Here is an 883-nt window from a genome sequence, read left to right as displayed (position 1 = left end):
ATGAACTCGATCGCGTCCTGGTCACCCAGCCAGTCCGAGCCCTTGATGGTGTCGTAGAAGTGGTAGTGCCAGTTGTCTTCCGACATGTTGCCCAGCGAGGCGGACACGCCGCCTTGCGCCGCCACCGTGTGCGAGCGGGTCGGGAACACCTTCGAGAGCACGCCGACCTTCAGGCCGGCACGCGCGAGCTGCAGCGAGGCGCGCATGCCGGAGCCACCGGCTCCGACGATGACGACGTCGAATTTGCGCTTGGGGAGGTTTGCGGTTGCGGTCATGGCGTATCAGAGCTTCCAGAGAACAGAGTAGGCCCAGCCGGCGCAGCCGACCAGCCAGACGAGGGTCAGGACATGCAGCGTCAGGCGGATGGCCGCGGGCTTGACATAGTCCATCCAGATGTCGCGCACGCCGACCCAGGCGTGCCAGTGCAGTGCCAGGATCACGCCGAAGGTCAGGAACTTCATCCACTGCGCGGCGAAGATGCCGGCCCAGACTTCGTAGCCAATCGGGCCGCTGCTCAGGATCACCTGCGCCAGCAGCGCCAGGGTGAACAGCGCCATCAGCGTGGCGGTCACGCGCTGGACCAGCCAGTCGCGAATACCGTAATGGGCGCCGGTGACGACGCGCTTGGAACCGTAATTGACAGACATGAATCAATTCTCCTTCAGTGGCAGACCGCGCTTGCAGGTCGGTCGCGCCAGGTCAATGGGGGGTCAGTACAGACCGAACAGCTTGGCGCCCAGCACCACGGTCAGGCCCAGGCTCAGCACCAGGGTCACGCTGGCCGAGGACTTGCCGAATTCCTTGCTCACCGAGTGCGTCATGTCCATGTACAGGTGGCGCACGCCCGCGATGAAGTGGTGCAGGTAGCCCCAGATCAGCACCA

At 64.3% G+C, this 883-nt stretch carries 3 protein-coding genes; all 3 read right to left on the bottom strand.

Features of this window, described 5'->3' with window-relative positions:
- Nucleotides 1–275, bottom strand: a 275-nt coding sequence (locus tag C6P61_RS17515; RefSeq protein ID WP_146115108.1) for an FAD-binding protein, incomplete at its 3' end; no start/stop codon positions are given.
- A 6-nt stretch (nt 276–281) separates the two neighbouring features.
- A complete protein-coding gene (gene sdhD / locus C6P61_RS17510) occupies nt 282–647 on the bottom strand; it encodes a succinate dehydrogenase, hydrophobic membrane anchor protein (RefSeq protein ID WP_105731163.1) in 366 nt (121 codons plus the stop codon).
- Between the two features lie 63 nt (nt 648–710).
- The coding region (locus C6P61_RS17505; protein WP_425319772.1) for a succinate dehydrogenase, cytochrome b556 subunit at nt 711–883 on the bottom strand (173 nt) is incomplete at its 5' end.

It is taken from the genome of Malikia spinosa, from assembly GCF_002980625.1.
Classification (GTDB): domain Bacteria; phylum Pseudomonadota; class Gammaproteobacteria; order Burkholderiales; family Burkholderiaceae_C; genus Malikia; species Malikia spinosa.
Note: the sequence above shows the minus strand (reverse complement) of the source record. Positions and strands in the feature narration are given on the sequence as shown.